The following is a 16,167-nucleotide window of genomic DNA, read 5'->3' as shown; positions in this document are numbered from 1 at the left end:
TCCCCCTCCCCAGGCCGGCGAGACCCACGGGTTTTCGGTAAACTACCGCCCATGTCCGTTTCGCCGGTTTCCATCGTGTCCACGCCTGTCGCCGTTTCCGCATCGTCCGCCGGAGCCCCGGATCAGCCGGTCCAGCCGGTCACCGTGCGCTGGCGGGGCAGCGAGGCGTACGAGGCGAGCTTCGACGCGATGCGCGCGTTCACCGATACGCGCACGGCCGACACCGGCGACGAGATCTGGGTGGTCGAGCATCCGCCCGTCTACACGCTCGGCCAGGCCGGGGACCCGGCGCACCTGCTGGTGGCCGACAGCGGCGTGCCGCTCGTGAAGGTCGACCGCGGCGGACAAATCACTTACCACGGCCCCGGCCAGATCGTCGTCTACCTGCTGCTGGACCTGCGCCGGCGCAAGCTGATGGTGCGCACGCTCGTGACGAAGATCGAGGAGGCCGTGATCGAAACCCTCGCGGCGTATAATCTCGCTTCGGTCCGCAAGGCGGGCGCGCCGGGGATCTACGTGGCATCCGGCGTGCACGAGGGCGCGAAAATCGCGGCCCTCGGCCTGAAGATCCGTAACGGCTGCAGCTATCACGGGCTGAGCCTGAACGTGAAGATGGATCTGCGCCCGTTTCTTGCGATCAATCCGTGCGGCTATGCCGGACTGGAAACCGTCGACATGGCGAGCCTCGAGGTTGCCGCCGACTGGAACGACGTCGCCCGCACGCTGGTGCGCCGTCTGATCGCCCACCTCGACGGCGCATCCGCGGCCGCCGACAAGCCGCACGCACTGGAACAATCGAATGACTGACGTTACCGCTTCTCCCGCACCGGCCGACACGGCCGCGACCCCTGCCTACGATCCGACCGCCAAGCAGAAGGCGCAGGCGAAGACGGCGCGCATCCCGATCAAGGTCATTCCGATCGAAAAGCTGAAGAAGCCCGAGTGGATTCGCGTGAAGGCGGCCACCGGCAGCTCGCGTTTCAACGAGATCAAGACGATCCTGCGCGAGCACAACCTGCACACCGTGTGCGAGGAGGCGAGCTGCCCGAACATCGGCGAATGCTTCGGCAAGGGCACCGCGACGTTCATGATCATGGGCGACAAGTGCACGCGCCGCTGCCCGTTCTGCGACGTCGGCCACGGCCGTCCCGATCCGCTCGACGCGGATGAACCGAAGAACCTCGCGCGCACGATCGCGGCGCTCAAGCTCAAGTACGTGGTGATCACGAGCGTCGACCGCGACGACCTGCGCGACGGCGGTGCGGCTCACTTCGTCGAGTGCATCCGCGAAGTGCGCGAGCAGTCGCCGGACACGCGCATCGAAATCCTGACGCCGGACTTCCGCGGCCGTCTCGACCGAGCGATCTCGATCCTGAACGCCGCGCCGCCGGACGTGATGAACCACAACCTCGAAACGGTGCCGCGCCTGTACAAGGAAGCGCGCCCGGGTTCCGACTACGCGCATTCGCTGAAGCTCTTGAAGGACTTCAAGGCGCTGCATCCGGACGTCGCGACGAAGTCGGGCCTGATGGTCGGCCTGGGCGAAACCGAAGAGGAAATCCTGCAGGTGATGCGCGACCTGCGCGCGCACGACGTCGACATGCTGACGATCGGCCAGTACCTGCAGCCGTCCGAGCACCACCTGCCGGTGCGCGCGTACGTGCATCCGGATACCTTCAAGATGTACGAGGAAGAGGCGTACAAGATGGGCTTTACGCACGCGGCCGTCGGTGCGATGGTGCGTTCGAGCTATCACGCCGATCTGCAGGCGCATGGGGCCGGGGTGGTCTGAGCATCGCACACGCCTCCATCTGCAGCAGTCCCGAGCAGTCGAAAAAAGCCCGCAGCAATGCGGGCTTTTTCGTTGGCGCGGCGGTTGCCCGCGCCCGCGCACGGCAATCGGCACCCGACCGGACGCGCAATCCGGTCGAGCGTGGAAAGCAAAGCTGAAACGGCATCGATAGCTTCGCAGGATAAGTTCGCTCCCGCCGCGCGCAAAGCCCGTAAAGTCGGCTCTCCCGCAGCAATGCCCGCATTCCGAAGGAGAGCCGCATGTCCCGTTTCAGCTTCATCCGCCGCGCCGTCGTCGCGCTGACCGCCTTTGCCGCGCTCGGCGCGGCGCACGCCGAATCGCGCGAAGTCGTGATCGCGTACCAGGACATGGTCGTGCCGTGGCGCTACGCGCAGGCGAGCGGTGAAGTCGAAAAGGCGACCGGCTACAAGGTCACGTTCCGTAAGCTCGACAGCGGCGCCGACGTGATCCGCGCGCTCGCGTCGGGCTCCGTGCAGCTCGGCGAAGCCGGCTCGAGCCCGATCGCGGCCGGCCTGTCGCAGGGGCTCGACATTTCGCTGTTCTGGGTGCTCGACAACATCAACGATGCCGAGGCGCTCGTCGCGCGCAACGGCTCGGGCGTGACCAGCATCGCCGCGTTGAAGGGCAAGAAGATCGGCGTGCCGTTCGTGTCGACGTCGCACTTCCATACGCTCGTCGCGCTGCAGGCCGCGGGCGTCAATCCGAACGACGTGAAGATCGTCAACCTGCGTCCGCCCGAAGTCGCGGCGGCGTGGGCGCGCGGCGACATCGACGCGACCTATATCTGGGATCCGGTGCTCGCGAAGGTCAAGCAGTCGGGCACCGTGCTGACGACGTCCGGCCAGGTTGCGAAGGAAAGTGGCAAGGCGACCTTCGACGGCTTCGTCGTGAGCCGCAAGTTCGCGCGCGAGAACCCCGAGTTCGTCACGCGTTTCGTGAAGGTGCTCGCGGCGGCAGACGCCGACTACCGCGCGCATGCGGCGGCGTGGAAGGTCGGCTCGCCGCAGGTCGCGGCGGTGGCGAAGGTGTCCGGCGCGAACGCGCAGGACGTGCCGGCCAGCCTCGCGCTCTACGCGTTCCCGACGGCGGCCGAGCAGGCATCGCCGACGTGGCTCGGCGGCGGCGCGCAATCGGGCGCCGCGAAGTCGCTCGCGGCCACGGCCACGTTCCTCAAATCGCAAGGCACGATCCAGACGGTGCTGTCCGACTATTCGGCCGGCGTCGATCCGCAGTTCGTGCAGAAGGCCGCGCGCTGAGCGCGGCCATTCAGCCCACTCATCGCGGAGCCCCGATCATGAGCACGCTGGAAGTCCGTCAGGTATCGGTCGCCTATCCGGGCGAACGCGGCAGGCCGACGACGCAGGCGCTCGCGCAGGTCGACCTGCGCATCGATGCCGGTGAATTCGTCGTCGCGCTCGGCGCGTCCGGGTGCGGCAAGACCACGCTGCTGAACTGCATGGCCGGCTTCGTCGCACCGACGACGGGCGATGTGCGGGTCGACGGCGTGCCGGTCACGGGCCCCGGCGCCGATCGCGGCGTCGTGTTCCAGAAATACGCGCTGCTGCCGTGGCTCGACGTGCTCGACAACGTCGCGCTCGGACTGCGCTTCGCGCGCGTGTCGAAGGCCGAACGCGATGCACGGGCGCGCGAGATGCTCACACTCGTCGGCCTCGAGCGTCATGCGCGTGCGCGCGTGTACGAGCTGTCGGGCGGGATGCAGCAGCGGGTCGGCATCGCGCGTGCGCTCGCGAGCGACCCGCGCGTGCTGCTGATGGACGAACCGATGGGCGCGCTCGATGCGATGACGCGCGGCACGATGCAGGCGCTCGTGCTCGACGTGTGGGCGCGCACCGGCAAGACGGTGTTCTTCATCACGCACGACGTCGAGGAGGCGTTGTTCCTCGCGACGCGTCTCGTCGTGATGACGCCGGGCCCCGGTCGCATTGCCGAAACCTTCGAGCTGCCGTTCGCGCGGCGCTACGTCGAATCGCGCGATGCGCGCGCGGTGAAGTCGTCGCCGGACTTCATCGCGTGGCGCGAGCGGTTGATCGCGTACCTGCATCGCGACGAGGCGGCGGCGGAGCCCGCGTGATGAGTGAACTCGCACGGCACGGGGTGGCCGTGGGGCGCGGCCGGAACAGCACTTTGCACAGGCAGGACAGCATGAGCACACAGGATTCTTGGACGGCCGATCGTGCGGCCGCCGATTTCGAACGGGACGATCGCACGCCGCGTCGGGCGGCGCCGCGCCGTGCGCCGTCGTCGCGCCGTTACCGGTTGCCGGGGCAGGGGAAGACGGCCGGGTTGAGCGCCGCGACGGTCGCGGCGCTGGCCGTGCTGTGGTGGGTCGCGACGCATCTGCAGTGGCTGCCGCCGCTGTTCCTGCCCGCGCCGGAAGCGGTGTGGACCGCATTCGTCGATGCGTGGCACGGCCGCATCCAGGGCGGCCTGCCGTTGTCCGACCATCTGTTGTGGAGCGCGGCCCGCGTGTTCGGCGCGTTCGCGCTCGCGACCGCGATCGGCGTGCCGGCCGGCATCCTGATGGGCGTGAGCCGCATCGCACGCGGCGTGCTCGATCCGCTGCTGGAGTTCTACCGGCCGCTGCCGCCGCTCGCGTATCTGCCGCTCGTCGTGATCTGGTTCGGCATCGACGAGACGGCCAAGCTGGTCGTGATCTTTCTCGCGTGCTTCGCGCCGATCGCGATGGCCGCGCGCGCCGGCGTGCGTGCCGCAACCGTCGAGCAGATCAACGCCGCGTATTCGCTCGGCGGCAGCTTCGCGCAGATCGTGCGCCATGTCGTGCTGCCGGCCGCGCTGCCGGAAATCCTCACCGGGCTGCGGATCGCGATCGGGTTCGGCTGGACGACGCTCGTCGCGGCCGAGATGGTCGCCGCGACGGCCGGGCTCGGGCAGATGGTGCTCAACGCGTCGAGCTTCCTGCGCACCGACATCGTCGTGATGGGCATCCTGCTCATCGGCGCGATCGCGTGGCTGTTCGATCTCGCGATGCGGTGGGTCGAGCGGCGGGTGGTGCCGTGGAAGGGGCGGGGGTGACGTCACGCTGACGGCACGGGCAACGGGCGCGTACGCGCCGCCCGCGCCTTTCGCGCTCAATCGCCCATCGCGATCCCTTCCCGTCGCGGGTCCGCGCCGCCGAACCACACCGTCTGCCCCTGCACGTTCAGCCGCTGGATCCCCTGCAGCCCCGAGTTCATCTCGACGATCTGCACGTCGTGCCCGCGTCCCTTCAACCCGTCCACGAGCGCGTCCGACACGCGGCCCCGTTCGAGCTGCGTCGGCCCGTTCATCGACCCGAAGTTCGGCAGCGCGATCGCCTGCTGCATCGTCATGCCCCAGTCGAGCACGCCGACCAGCGTCTTCGCGACGTGATTGATGATCGCCGGGCCGCCGGCCGAGCCGACGATCATCGTCACCTGCTTCGTCTTCTTGTCGAACACGAGCTCCGGCGACATCGCCGAGCGCGGCCGCTTGCCCGGCTGCACGCGGTTCGCGACCGGCCGGCCGTTGTCGTTCGACACGAACGAGAAATCGGTGAGCTGGTTGTTCAGCATGAAGCCGCGCACCATCAGCCGCGAGCCGAACGCGTCCTCGATGCTGGTCGTCATCGACAGCGCCTGGCCGTAGCGGTCGACGATCGCGATGTCGGAGGTCGACGGCCATTCGGGGCTGCGGTCATCGGCCATCGCGAGCGTCGCGCCCTGCGGCGTGCCGGCCTGCGCGACGCCCATGCTGGTGTCGCCGATCAGCCGCGCGCGCTGTGCGAGATAGGTCTTGTCGGTGAGGCTCGCCCAGGTGCCGCCCGGCAGCGGCACGAAATCGGGATCGGCCACGTAGCGTGCACGGTCCGCATACGCGAGGCGCCCGGCTTCGCTGAACAGGTGCGCGGCGAACGGCGTCGGCTCGTAGCCGACCTCATTGCGCACCGGCTTCTGCGCGCCGATCTGCTGCCAGTCGGGCATCGCTTCGAGCATGCCGAGCATCTGCGCGATCGCGAGGCCGCCCGACGACGGCGGCGGCATCCCGCACACGACCGAGCGCCGGTAGTCGGCGCACAGCGGCGCGCGCACCTTCGCCTTGTAGCGCGCGAGATCCTGCAGCGAGAGCAGCCCCGGGTTGGTCGGGTGCTTGCGCACCTTCGTGACGATGTCGCGTGCGATCGCGCCGCTGTAGAACGCGTTCGCGCCGCGGTCGGCGACCTGGCGCAGCACGGTCGCGAGCGCCGGGTTCTTCAGCACCGTGCCGGCGGCCTTCGGGGTGCCGTCCGCGTTGTAGAAGTACGCGCGGGCCGCCGGGTCGTTCTTCAGGTACTTGTCGTTCGCGATCAGCATCGCGAGCCGCGGGCTGATCGTGAAGCCGCGCTCGGCGAGCCGGATGGCCGGCTGGAACAGCCGGCGCCACGGCAGCTTGCCGTGCGCGCGGTGCGCGGCGTCGAGCATGCGCAGCACGCCCGGCGTGCCGACCGAGCGCCCGCCGACCACACCTTCGTAGAAGCTCATCGGCTGGCCGGTCGGCCCGTAGAACAGCCGGTCGGTCGCGGCAGCCGGCGCGGTTTCGCGGCCGTCGTACGCCTGCGTTGCACGGCCGTCGAAGTACAGCATGAACGCGCCGCCGCCGATGCCCGACGATTGCGGCTCGACGAGCGCCAGCACCATCTGCGTCGCGATGGCCGCGTCGATCGCGGTGCCGCCGGCCTTCAGCATGTCGTAGCCGGCTTGCGTCGCGAGCGGGTTCGCGGCCGCGATCATGAAATGCTGCGAGGTCCAGCCCGACTTGTCCGTCCAGCCGGACGACAGTTCGGGCGCGTGAACGCCCGGCAGCGGGACGGCCGCGCCCGATGCGGCGGTGACCGGGACGACGGCGCCCGATGGCGCGGACGGGGACGTGCAGCCGGCGTTGAACGCGACGAGCGCGACGGCGGCGAGCAGCGTCCAGGGACGCGAATACGGACGAATCCGGTCGAACATTGAACCCTCGGCAGCAGTGAATTCGAAGGAGACGGCGGCGTGGACGTCGGCGCGGGCGCAACGGCGCTGCCCGCCCCGGCGCGCTATTGTCGCCGCGCGCCCGGCGGCTTGTCATCCGACAGGAAACCCTGACGCATCCCGCCGGGCCCGCCCCGGCCGGTCTTTCCGGCCTGTTCGAGGATGAACTCTATGAACGTCGAGGTCGCGCGCGTGTGGTGGCGATTCGGCATGTACAGCATGTACATGTGGGTGCCGAAGATGCTGAGCCGGTACGCGTCGAGCGACGTGACGACGGCGCCGTGCCGCAGGTCGTCCTGCATCACGTAGTCGGGCACGATGCCGACGCCGATCCCCGCGAGGATCGCCTGGCGCAGGAACAGGAAGTTCTCCGAAATCAGCGTCGGTTCGAGCAGCACCTCGTGGCGTTCGTCGCCGAGATACGCGGCGATGCGGAGCTGCCGGCCCATCACCGTCGCGGTGACGACCGGCGCGGCGGCCAGCGCGCCGAGGCTCGCCGGCATCCCGTGCGCGGCCGCGAACGCGGGCGACGCGCACGCGACGTAGCGCACCGCGCCCATGTCGCGCGCGACCAGGTTCTGCGGCGGCTCGGACATCACGCGGATCGCGATGTCGACTTCGTCGCGCATCAGGTCTTCCACGCGATTCTCGAACACCACGTCGAGCACGATGCCCGGATGCCGCCGCTTGAACGCGAGCAGCCATTCGGACATCACGATCTGCCCGTAGCCGCTCGGCACCGACAGCCGCACGCGGCCCTGCAGGTCCTGCCCGAGCGTCGTCACCGATTCCTGCGCGGCGAGCAGTTCGTTGCGGATGCGCCGGCCGTGTTCGTACAGCTTCAGCCCGATCTCGGTCGGCTCCATGCGCCGCGTCGTGCGCCGCACCAGCTGCTGGCCGATCGAGCGCTCGAGCTGGTTGAGCCGGTAGCTGACGTTCGCCCGGCTCATCTTGAGCCGCTGCGCGGCCTTGCTGAGATTGCCGGCGTCGAGGATCTCGACGAGCAGCGTCAGCGCGTTCAGGTCCATGCCCGTGTTCTCCTGATCCGGCCCGTTTAACGGTCGGAAAGCATCCAGTGTCAAGTCAGACTTGACAGCTTGTAAAGGCGTGCGGGAATTGTCAATGAATCTCGATCAATCGAGAATCGGGTCATGCCTGCTGCATCGACAGCTTCGACAGGAGACGCCATGAATTCCCCCGCCACGCCCCCAACCGGCACCGTCACGCGCGAGCGGCGCGACAAGGTGCTCGTCGTCACGATCGACCATCCGCCCGTGAACGCGCTGTCCGCCGACGTGCGGCGCGGCCTCGCCGACGCGATCGACGCCGCGCAGGCCGACGACGCGATCCGCGCGGTGCTGATCGTCGGCGCCGGTCGCAACTTCATCGCGGGCGCCGACATCCGCGAATTCGGCAAGCCGCCGGTGCCGCCGTCGCTGCCCGACGTGTGCGAGCGGATCGAGTCCGGCACGAAGCCGGTCGTGGTCGCGCTGCACGGCGCGACGCTCGGCGGCGGCCTCGAAGTCGCGCTGGCCGCGCATTACCGGCTCGCGGTGCCCGGCGCGAAACTCGGGCTGCCCGAAGTGACGCTCGGCCTGCTGCCCGGCGCGGGCGGCACGCAGCGCGCGCCGCGCCTGATCGGCGCGAAGGCCGCGCTCGACCTGATGCTGACGGGCCGCCATGCGAGCGCGGAGGAAGCGCTCGCGCTCGGCCTCGTCGATCGCGTCGCGCACAGCGACGACACGCTCGCCGAAGGGCTCGCCTATGCGCAGGAACTCGTGTCGCTCGGCGCACCGGTGCGCCGCACGCGCGATGCGCAGGGCCTGGCGGACCGCACGGCCGCGCAGGCGGCGATCGACGCGGCCCGCGCCGAATTGCCGAAGAAGTCGCGCGGCCTGTTCTCGCCGGCGAAGATCGTCGACGCGGTCGAGGCCGCGCTCACGCAGTCGTTCGACGCGGGAATGAAGTTCGAACGCAGCCTGTTCCTGCAATGTCTCGACAGCCCGCAGCGCGCGGGCCTCGTGCATGCGTTCTTCGCGGAACGCGAGGCGGCGAAGGCGCCCGAGGCGCGACGCGCGAGCGCACGGCCGGTCGAGCGGATCGGCGTGGTCGGCGGCGGCACGATGGGCGCGGGCATCGCGGTCGCGGCGCTCGACGCCGGGCTGCCGGTGACGATGATCGAGCGCGACGAAGCCTCGCTCGCGCGCGGCCGGGCGCACGTCGAGAAGGTGTACGACGGCCTCGTCGCGAAAGGGCGGATGACGCCCGCCGCGCACGCGGCCCGCCTCGCGCGCTTCAAGGGCAGCACGTCGTACGACGCGCTCGCGCAGGTCGACGTCGTGATCGAAGCCGTATTCGAGGACATGGCCGTGAAGCAGGGCGTGTTCGCCGAACTCGCCCGCGTGTGCAAGCCGGGCGCGGTGCTCGCGACCAACACGTCGTATCTCGACATCGACGCGCTCGCCGCGAGCATCGACCGGCCGGCCGACGTGATCGGCCTGCATTTCTTCTCGCCGGCCAACGTGATGAAGCTGCTCGAGATCGTCGTGCCGGCGCGCGTGAGCCCGGACGTCGTCGCGACTGCGTTCGCGCTGGCCCGGCAGTTGAAGAAGACGCCGGTGCGCGCGGGCGTATGCGACGGCTTCATCGGCAACCGGATCCTCGCCGTCTACCGGACGGCGGCCGACTACCTGATGGAAGACGGCGCGTCGCCGTACCAGATCGATCGCGCGGTGCGCGAATTCGGCTTCCCGATGGGGCCGTTCCAGGTCGTCGACCTCGCGGGCGGCGACATCGGCTGGGCGACCCGCAAGCGCCGCGCGGCGACGCGCGATCCGAATGCGCGCTACGTGGAGATTTCCGACCGGCTGTGCGAGCGCGGCTGGTTCGGGCAGAAGACCGGCCGCGGCTACTACCTGTATCCGGACGGCGCGCGCGTCGGCACGCCCGACCCGGAAGTCGACGCGATCGTCGCGGAAGAACGCGCGAAGAAGGGCATCACGCCGCGCACGTTCACCGACGACGAGATCCTGCGCCGCTACCTCGCCGCGATGATCAACGAAGGCGCGAACGTCGTGCACGAGAAGATCGCGCTGCGCCCGCTCGACGTCGACGCGGTGTTCCTGCACGGCTACGGCTTCCCGCGCTATCGCGGCGGCCCGATGCACTACGCGGACACGCTCGGCCTCGCGAACGTGCTCGCCGACATCCGCACGTTCGCGAAGGACGATCCGCTGTTCTGGAAGCCGTCGCCGCTGCTCGTCGATCTCGTCGCGCGCGGCGCGGATTTCGCGAGCCTGGACCACATCGACTGAACGCCAACCGCATTTGCCACGGACCGAAGATGGACCTCGATTTCACTCCCGAAGAGGAAGCCTTTCGCGCTGAAGTGCAGCGCTTCCTCGCCGCCGAACTGCCGGCGCGCACCGCGCGCAAGGTGAAGGGCGGCCTGCACCTGACGCGCGACGACATGCGCGAATGGCACGCGATCCTCAACGCGCGCGGCTGGCTCGCGAGCCACTGGCCGCGCGAATACGGCGGCCCCGGCTGGAGCGTCGCGCAGAAATTCCTGTTCGACAACGAATGTGCGCTCGCCGGTGCGCCGCGCATCGTGCCGTTCGGCGTGAACATGCTCGGCCCGGTGCTGATCAAGTACGGCAACGACGCGCAGAAGCGCCACTGGCTGCCGCGCATCCTCGACGGCACCGACTGGTGGTGTCAGGGCTACTCGGAGCCGGGCGCCGGCTCCGATCTCGCGTCGGTGAAGACGAGCGCGGTGCGCCACGGCGATCACTACGTCGTGAACGGCCAGAAGACGTGGACCACGCTCGGCCACTACGCGAACATGATCTTCTGCCTCGTGCGCACCGCGACCGACGTGCGCAAGCAGGAAGGCATCAGCTTCCTGCTGATCGACATGAATACGCCGGGCGTCGACGTGCGTCCGATCATCACGCTCGACGGCGAGCATGAGGTGAACGAGGTGTTCTTCACCGACGTGCGCGTGCCCGTGGAGAACCTGGTCGGCGAAGAGAATCGCGGCTGGACCTACGCGAAATACCTGCTCACGTACGAGCGCACCAACATCGCGGGGATCGGCTTCTCGACCGCCGCCCTCGACCGGCTGCGCGCGGTGGCCGCGAAGGTCACGAAGAACGGCCGACCGCTCGCGGACGATCCGTTCTTCGCGGCGCGGCTCGCGCGCGTCGAGATCGAGCTGGAAAACATGCGCACGACCAACCTGCGCGTGCTGGCCGCGGTCGCGGGCGGCGGCGTGCCGGGCGCGGAAAGCTCGATGCTGAAGATTCGCGGCACGCAGATCCGCCAGGAGATCACCGCGCTGATGCGGCGCGCGGTGGGGCCATACGCGCAGCCGTTCGTCGACGACGCGCTCGACGCCGATTACGACGGCGAACCGGTCGGCCCGGAAGAAGCCGCGAGCGCCGCGCAGCAGTATTTCAACAACCGCAAGCTGTCGATCTTCGGCGGCTCGAACGAGATCCAGAAGAACATCATCGCGAAGATGATGCTCGGGCTGTAACGAGGGACGCGACGATGGATTTCCAGCACACAGAAGACCGCCGGATGCTGGCGGACACGTTGAACCGCTTCATCGCCGAACAGTACGCGTTCCCGGTGCGTGACCGCATCGCGCAGTCGGCCGAAGGGTTCGATCGCGCGATGTGGCAGCGCTTCGCCGAACTCGGCACGGTCGGCGCGCTGTTCGCCGAAGCCGACGGCGGCTTCGGCGGCGCGGGCTTCGATATCGCCGTGGTGTTCGAATGCCTCGGGCGCGGGCTCGTCGTCGAGCCGTTCCTCGGCGCGCTGCTCGCGGGCCGCGCGTTGGCGCTCGCCGGCGGCGATGCGCATCGCCACCGGCTCGCCACATTGATCGACGGCAGCGCGAGCGCCGCGTTCGCGCACGACGAGCCGGGCTCGCACTACGAACTGACGACCGTGCGCACGCGCGCCGAACGGTCCGGCGGCGGCTGGGTGCTGACCGGCGCGAAAGGTGTCGTCGACCAGGCCGCGCAGGCGGCGTTCTTCGTCGTCAGCGCGCGCGTGTCGGGTCGCGACGACGACGCGGCCGGCATCGGCCTGTTCGTCGTGCCGGCCGATGCGCCGGGCGTGTCGCTGCGCGACTACCGGAAGATCGACGGCGGCCGTGCGGCCGAAGTGCGCTTCGAGCGTGTCGCGCTGCCGGCCGACGCCGCGCTCGGCGCGCCGGACGCGCTCGACGGCGAAGCGGGCGCCGAACTGCTCGAACGCGTGCTCGGCTACGGGCTGCTCGCGCTGTCGGCGGAAGCGCTCGGCGCGATGGACGTCGCGAAGGAGCACACGCTCGACTACCTGCGCACGCGCAAGCAGTTCGGTTTGCCGATCGGCAGCTTCCAGGCGCTGCAGCACCGGATGGCCGACCTGCTGCTCGAAGTCGAGCAGGCGCGCTCGGCCGTGATCAACGCGGCCGCGCAGCTCGACGCGCCGCGCGCGGTGCGCGAGCGCGCGCTCGCGGCGGCGAAATACAGCATCGGCCGGATCGGCACGCTCGTCGCCGAGGAAAGCATCCAGCTGCACGGCGGGATCGGGATGACGTGGGAGTTGCCGCTGTCGCACTACGCGAAGCGGCTCGTGATGATCGATCACCAGCTCGGTGACGAGGATCATCATCTCGCGCGCTACATCGCGCTGTCGAAACAGTAAGGGCGCACGGCGCGAATGGAGGAGACAACGATGACGAACGAACGGTGCGCGCTGCCGCTGGCCGGCGTGAAGGTGCTCGATTTCTCGCGCGTGCTGGCCGGCCCGTGGTGCGCGATGGTGCTGGCCGATTTCGGTGCGGAAGTGATCAAGGTCGAGCATCCGGCGCGCGGCGACGATACGCGCGACTGGGGGCTGCGGATCGGCGACACCGAAACCACGTATTTCAACAGCGTGAACCGCAGCAAGCGGTCGATCTGCGTCGACCTGCAGACGGAAGCCGGCCAGCGCATCGCGCGCGAGCTGGCCGCGCAGGCCGACGTGCTGATCCACAACTTCAAGTTCGGCGGCGCGGAGAAGCTCGGCCTCGGCTACGACGCGCTGGCCGAGCTGAACCCGCGCCTCGTGCACTGCGCGATTTCGGGTTACGACCGGTCGGGCGCCGAGGCCGCGCGGCCCGGCTACGACCTCGTGGTGCAGGGCGAGGCCGGGCTGATGGCGCTGAACGGCGAGGCCGGCCAGCCGCCGCTGAAGTTCGGCGTCGCGGCGGTCGACCTGTTCACCGGCATGTATTCGGCGCAGGCGATCCTGGCCGCGTTGTACGAACGCCATGCGACCGGGCGCGGGCGGCGCATCGAGATGGCGCTGTTCGACTGCGGGCTGATGATCACCGCGTACTACGGGCTCGACGCGCTGCTGATGGGCGAGGACCCGCCGCGCTACGGCAACGCGCACCCGTCGATCGTGCCGTACGGCGTGTTCGACGCGGCCGACGGCCCGCTCGTGATCACGGTCGGCAACAACACGCAGTTCGCGCGCTTCTGCGACGCGATCGAGCGGCCCGACCTGGCGGCGGACGAACGCTACAGGACCAACCTCGGCCGCTCGGAGAATCGTGCCGACCTGCTGCCCGAGATTCGTCGCGAACTGGCACGCCGGTCGCGCACGACGCTGCTCGCCGCGCTCGCCGATGCGGGCATCCCGTGCGGCGAAGTGCTCGGGCTGCACGAAGCGCTGACGTCCGAACGTGCGACGAGTGCCGGGCTCGTCACGCGGCAGCCGCATCCGGTCGCGGGCGGCGTCGACGTGCTCGCGCCGCCGTACCGCTTCGACGGCGCGCGGCTGCCGGTGCGCGGTGCACCGCCGGTGCTCGGCGCCGATACCGATGCGGTGCTCGGCGGCTGGCTCGGGATGTCGGCGGAGGACGTCGCGCGGCTGCGGGCGGATCGCATCGTGTAATTCAATTTACCGCCGCGGCGCGGGCGGAACAGTCGACGCGCGCCGACCATTCCACAAAACACCGCTCGCCATGACGAGCTGGAAATGGAGACACCATGGAGCTTTCCGTCATCGAATCGGTCACGGCGCGCCGCGACTACCAGCAGCTCGTGCGGGCACGGCGCCGCTTCAGCTTCACGCTGACGGCGCTGATGATCGCCACCTACTACGGCTTCATCCTGCTCGTCGCGCTCGCGCCGCACGTGCTCGCCGCGCCGCTGTACCGCGGTGCGACGACAACGGTCGGGATCGCCGCGGGTGTCGCGATCATCCTGATCGCGATCGGCCTGACCGCGTGCTACGTGCTGCGCGCGAACCGTGCGTTCGACCGCCGCGTCGACGCGATCCTGCAACGTTCGTGACGGAGGCCCGCATGCGACGCATTGCGCGCGCGCTCGGCGCGCTGACCGTTCTCGTCTCCTCCACCGCCCATGCGACCGGTGTCGCCGGCCCGATGCCCGACAAGGTCGAGCTGAACCCGGTCGCGATCGCGATGTTCTTCGCGTTCGTGTTCGCGACGCTCGCGCTCACGCGCTGGGCCGCGCGCCGCACCCGCTCGACGCGCGACTTCTACACGGCCGGCGGCGGCATCACCGGGCTGCAGAACGGGCTCGCGATCGCCGGCGACTACATGTCGGCCGCGTCGTTCCTCGGGCTGTCGGGGATGGTGTTCATGTTCGGCTTCGACGGGCTGATCTATTCGATCGGCTTCCTGGTCGGCTGGCCGTTCGTGATGTTCCTGATCGCCGAACCGCTGCGCAACCTCGGCAAGTTCACGTTCGTCGACGTCGTCGCGTACCGCTTCGCGCAGCGGCCGATCCGACTGCTGACGTCGGCGAACGCGCTGACCATCGTCGTGCTGTACCTCGTCGTGCAGATGGTCGGCGCGGGCAAGCTGATCCAGCTGCTGTTCGGGCTGTCGTACGGCACGGCCGAGCTGATCGTCGGCGTGCTGATGGTCGTCTACGTGTTCTTCGGCGGGATGACCGCGACCACCTGGGTGCAGGTGATCAAGGCCGTGCTGCTGCTGTGCGGCGCGACGCTGCTCGCGGTGCTCGCGCTCGGCGAGTTCGGCTTCAGCATCGACGCGATGTTCCGCCGCGCGGTGGCCGTGCATCCGGGTGCGCTGTCGATCATGGGGCCCGGCAAGCTGATCCGCGACCCGGCCAACGCGCTGTCGCTCGGCATCGCGCTGATGTTCGGCACGGCCGGCTTCCCGCACATCCTGATGCGCTTCTTCACGGTGCCGAACGCGAAGGAGGCGCGCAAGTCGGTGCTCTACGCGACGGGCTTCATCGGCTACTTCTACCTGCTGACCTTCGTGATCGGCTTCTCGGCGATCGTGCTGCTCGCGCAGCATCCGGAATTCTTCCGGCTCGGCGCGAACGGCACGTTCAACCTGACGCACGACCTGCTCGGCGGCTCCAACATGGTCGCGGTGAAGCTCGCGCAGGCAGTGGGCGGCAACTGGTTCTACGGGTTCATCGCGGCCGTCACGTTCGCGACGATCCTCGCGGTGGTCGCGGGCCTGACGCTCGCCGGCGCGACGACGATCTCGCACGACCTGTATGCGCAGATGTGGGCGCGCGGCAAGCCCGACGAACGGCTGGAGATGCGGATCTCGCGCGCGGCGACGATCGTGCTGTCGGCCGTCGCGATCGGGCTGTCGATCCTGTTCGAGCACGTGAACGTCGCGTTCATGGTCGGGCTCGTCGCGGCGGTGGCCGCGAGCGCCAATTTCCCGGTGCTCGCGATGTCGATCTTCTGGCGCGGGATGACGACCCGCGGCGCGGTGCTCGGCGGCGGTCTCGGCCTCGTGTCGGCGGTCGCGCTCACGGTGCTGTCGAAGTCGGTGTGGGTCGACGTGCTGCACCACGCGCATGCGCCGGTGTTCCTCGACAACCCTGCGCTCGTGTCGGTGCCGCTCGCGTTCGTCGGGATCGTCATCGGTTCGCTCGCGGATCGCGGCGAGCGCGCACGCCGCGAGCGCGACGCGTTCGCGCAGCAGGAGTTCTACGCGCAGACCGGCGTGCTGGCCAGCCAGGCCGTGCGGCACTGATTCGTCTGACGAAGCGACACATCCGTCCGGATCGCCGGACGGATATTTTCCGGAAATCCGGAATCCCGGATTTTCTTGCCTGCCGCATTATGAGAAATACAATGAAAACAACGGCTTGAGGGGTTCCGGAAACCTGGCATCGACCTTGCAATATAAAGCGCATGGCCGGCCCCCGGCCTGACTATTAAACCAAGGAGACAACCGATGACCACTGCCTTCCTCCCCCTCCGGATGTTCTGAGGCATCGCTTGTTGCGGCACGGCAGCCGCGCGGGCGAGTGACTTTCCCCTGAGACATTCGCCTGCGCGCGTGACGCC

General features: G+C 69.2%; 13 protein-coding genes. 11 read left to right on the top strand and 2 right to left on the bottom strand.

Features of this window, described 5'->3' with window-relative positions; translation table 11 throughout:
* The first annotated feature begins 51 nt into the window (after positions 1-51).
* The 5 genes from lipB to H0X90_RS23685 all read left to right on the top strand — a co-directional run bounded on the left by lipB (position 52) and on the right by H0X90_RS23685 (position 4,867).
* On the top strand, positions 52-807 hold the full coding sequence (gene lipB, locus H0X90_RS23705) for a lipoyl(octanoyl) transferase LipB (RefSeq protein ID WP_077189761.1): 756 nt from the start codon (positions 52-54) through the stop codon (positions 805-807).
* Positions 800-1,792, top strand: coding sequence for a lipoyl synthase (gene lipA / locus H0X90_RS23700; RefSeq protein WP_006499067.1), 993 nt, complete (start codon positions 800-802; stop codon positions 1,790-1,792). The genes lipB and lipA overlap by 8 nt, the downstream gene beginning before the upstream one ends.
* A 260-nt stretch (positions 1,793-2,052) precedes the next feature.
* Positions 2,053-3,069, top strand: coding sequence for a taurine ABC transporter substrate-binding protein (tauA, locus tag H0X90_RS23695; RefSeq protein ID WP_006485234.1), 1,017 nt, complete (start codon positions 2,053-2,055; stop codon positions 3,067-3,069).
* 38 nt (positions 3,070-3,107) lie between these two features.
* Entirely contained in the window at positions 3,108-3,905 is a 798-nt protein-coding gene (locus H0X90_RS23690; RefSeq protein ID WP_006499066.1) for a taurine ABC transporter ATP-binding protein, read from the top strand.
* Complete coding sequence (locus H0X90_RS23685) at positions 3,905-4,867, top strand: ABC transporter permease subunit (RefSeq protein WP_034201324.1); 963 nt, start codon at positions 3,905-3,907, stop codon at positions 4,865-4,867. The genes H0X90_RS23690 and H0X90_RS23685 overlap by 1 nt, the downstream gene beginning before the upstream one ends.
* Before the next feature lie 56 nt (positions 4,868-4,923).
* On the opposite strand, the gene ggt is transcribed toward H0X90_RS23685, so the two are convergent.
* Positions 4,924-6,798, bottom strand: coding sequence for a gamma-glutamyltransferase (gene ggt, locus H0X90_RS23680; protein WP_077189760.1), 1,875 nt, complete (start codon positions 6,796-6,798; stop codon positions 4,924-4,926).
* A gap of 83 nt (positions 6,799-6,881) precedes the next feature.
* Entirely contained in the window at positions 6,882-7,844 is a 963-nt protein-coding gene (locus tag H0X90_RS23675; protein ID WP_006485246.1) for a LysR family transcriptional regulator, read from the bottom strand.
* A 159-nt stretch (positions 7,845-8,003) separates the two neighbouring features.
* On the opposite strand from H0X90_RS23675, the gene H0X90_RS23670 reads away from it, so the two are divergent.
* From H0X90_RS23670 to H0X90_RS23645, 6 genes are all read left to right on the top strand, one after another.
* The gene (locus H0X90_RS23670) at positions 8,004-10,130 is read left to right on the top strand and encodes a 3-hydroxyacyl-CoA dehydrogenase NAD-binding domain-containing protein (RefSeq protein WP_077189759.1); all 2,127 of its coding nucleotides are present in this window, start codon (positions 8,004-8,006) and stop codon (positions 10,128-10,130) included.
* Between the two features lie 29 nt (positions 10,131-10,159).
* Entirely contained in the window at positions 10,160-11,356 is a 1,197-nt protein-coding gene (locus tag H0X90_RS23665) for an acyl-CoA dehydrogenase family protein (RefSeq protein ID WP_077189758.1), read from the top strand.
* Between the two features lie 14 nt (positions 11,357-11,370).
* Entirely contained in the window at positions 11,371-12,516 is a 1,146-nt protein-coding gene (locus H0X90_RS23660; RefSeq protein WP_077189757.1) for an acyl-CoA dehydrogenase family protein, read from the top strand.
* Between the two features lie 30 nt (positions 12,517-12,546).
* A complete protein-coding gene (locus tag H0X90_RS23655) occupies positions 12,547-13,752 on the top strand; it encodes a CaiB/BaiF CoA-transferase family protein (RefSeq protein ID WP_077189756.1) in 1,206 nt (401 codons plus the stop codon).
* A gap of 95 nt (positions 13,753-13,847) precedes the next feature.
* Positions 13,848-14,153 (top strand): DUF485 domain-containing protein, encoded by a 306-nt coding sequence (locus H0X90_RS23650; RefSeq protein WP_006477703.1) that lies wholly within the window; start codon positions 13,848-13,850, stop codon positions 14,151-14,153.
* A gap of 11 nt (positions 14,154-14,164) precedes the next feature.
* On the top strand, positions 14,165-15,850 hold the full coding sequence (locus tag H0X90_RS23645; RefSeq protein ID WP_062884303.1) for a cation acetate symporter: 1,686 nt from the start codon (positions 14,165-14,167) through the stop codon (positions 15,848-15,850).
* The last annotated feature ends 317 nt before the right edge of the window (positions 15,851-16,167 follow it).

The organism is Burkholderia sp. 9775_39, from assembly GCF_015712225.1.
Classification (GTDB): domain Bacteria; phylum Pseudomonadota; class Gammaproteobacteria; order Burkholderiales; family Burkholderiaceae; genus Burkholderia; species Burkholderia cenocepacia.
This window is presented reverse-complemented; position numbering and strand designations above follow the sequence as displayed.